Genomic DNA, 1,986 nt, shown 5'->3' with positions numbered 1-1,986 from the left:
GAAGGACGCGCAGAAGGAGATCGCCCGCCTGGTGAGCGTGTTTCGCGAAAACACGATCGCTCAGACCGATGCGATCTGGAATCACGGTCGTCCTGGCAATGCCTTCGCTACAAAGAGCAGCCGAGCGTTCCAGAAGCTGGTCCAGCAGTATGGGGACGCCGGGCGTGACGCATTCGCGATTCTGATGACCGACCTGCGCCCCGATGTGCGCGTCACGGCCGCGGCGTACTTGCTCCGTTACCGGCACAAGGAAGCCATGCAGGTCCTGCGACAGGGCGCTTCTCAGTTGAAGGGAATGACGGGATTCGAAGCCGGCGAGGCCATCAAGCGCTGGAACGAAGGCGTCTGGCAGCTCGATCCCGAGACGCCGGCGCCAACCGTGAAGGTCAGCGAACCGCGACGCCGCGCCGGATCTGCGCGTCCCGCTTCGCGCCGAGCGAAACCACGGTGACCGGCACTCCCGCCTCTCCGTAGACGACGTTTTTTTTGGTTGAGCCGGTCAGGTGGCAGGTCTAGCGTCCCTCATGGCGCGGCAGTTCTCCCTCCCTCCCCTCGCGCCTTCGACACCCGGGCGTAATGCGGTCGCAGGAGGGTGTCTATGAAGCACCGTTCGAGTTTCTGGCTATTTCTTCCCCTCGTTACCCTGGCCCCGATTCCCGCGCTCGCCAACTGGCCCAATTCACCGGGCCCCGGCCTGCCGATCGCCACTGGACCCGAGGACCAGCCTTGTCTCGGTATCTGCTCGGACGGGTCGGGGGGCTCGATCGTCCTCATTCGAGCACCAGCGATGACGGCACAGCGAGTCGACCGACTGGGCCGGCTCGTCTGGGCACCCGAGGGCGTACGGTTGTCGAACGTGGGTCCACCCACCGCCGTGAGCGGTGCCTCCATCGCGTCGGATAACGCCGGTGGAGCTTTCGCGGCATGGGTCGTGACCGCTCACTCGCCTGTCTTCTCCACGAAGCTCCGCTTCCAGAGGGTTCTGGCCGACGGCACCCTGTTGACGCCTTACGGCACCGACATCTCGGGCACGGATGGAGTCGCCTTTGGGGACTCCCCGGGCTTGGTTCCCGACGGCGCTGGAGGCATTTTCCTGGCATGGCTCGTCGCCAGCACCCCGACAACCGGGGAGCTCTACGTCCAGCGGATCGATGCGAGCGGGAAGCTCTTGTGGAGTGCACCCAGCAGGGTCTCGCAAAGCGATCTTTCCAAGACTCGTCCGAGCTATGCATCGGACGGCGCCGGCGGCATCGTGATCGCGTGGAAGGAGCCGGGGCAGACCTTGACCTCGATCCTCGCCCAGCGCATCGACCGAGATGGAGAACCACTGTGGGGTTCCAACGGGCTCGTCTTGGCGGCTTCGACCATCCAGGGAACACTTGCAGTAGGTGACGATGGTCACGGCGGATTCGTCGTCGCATGGCCGGGACTCCAGGACCTCCGTGCCCAAAGGATCGATGCCGCCGGCGACCCGAGCTGGATCGATGGTGGAATCACGGTGGCCAACGCCACGACGGAATCGGCGGTGGGTGTCGTCCCCGATCAGATCGGCGGCGTGTACATCGGCATGACGCGCCGCGACCTCAGTTCGGTCGACCACTTCGTGCAGCACGTCGATGCCGGCGGTGCGATGTTGTGGAACTCCGTCGGCGTACGCGTGGCCGAATCGATCGGGCCTCATGGACCCCTGAATCGATTCGGGCTGCAGATGATTGCCGATGGCGACGGAGGGACGATCGTCTCGTGGTCCGAGGTCGTCGATCGGTCCTATGACGACGAGACCGACTGCCGCGCACAGAAGTTCGATGCAGCGGGCAGACTCCTTTGGGGATCAACCGGAGCTCCGGTCTCAACAGGGCCCCAAAGCCAACTCTACCCCGTCATGATTCCGGACTGGAACGGGGGCGCCACATTGGCTTGGTCACAGTCGCCCAGCTCGAACGGCATCGAGGCGGATGTCTACGGCCAGCACATCAATCGTCAAGG

Annotated in this window: 2 protein-coding genes; both read left to right on the top strand. The window is 64.5% G+C overall.

The features are described from left to right. The coding region (locus VFQ05_06210) for a hypothetical protein (GenBank protein HET9326345.1) at positions 1-451 on the top strand (451 nt) is incomplete at its 5' end. A 336-nt stretch (positions 452-787) separates the two neighbouring features. Then, positions 788-1,986 (top strand): hypothetical protein (locus tag VFQ05_06205; protein ID HET9326344.1); only part of this gene is annotated, 1,199 nt, incomplete at its 3' end.

This window comes from Candidatus Eisenbacteria bacterium (genome assembly GCA_035712145.1).
In the GTDB taxonomy this organism is placed as follows: Bacteria; Eisenbacteria; RBG-16-71-46; order RBG-16-71-46; family RBG-16-71-46; genus DASTBI01.
This window is presented reverse-complemented; position numbering and strand designations above follow the sequence as displayed.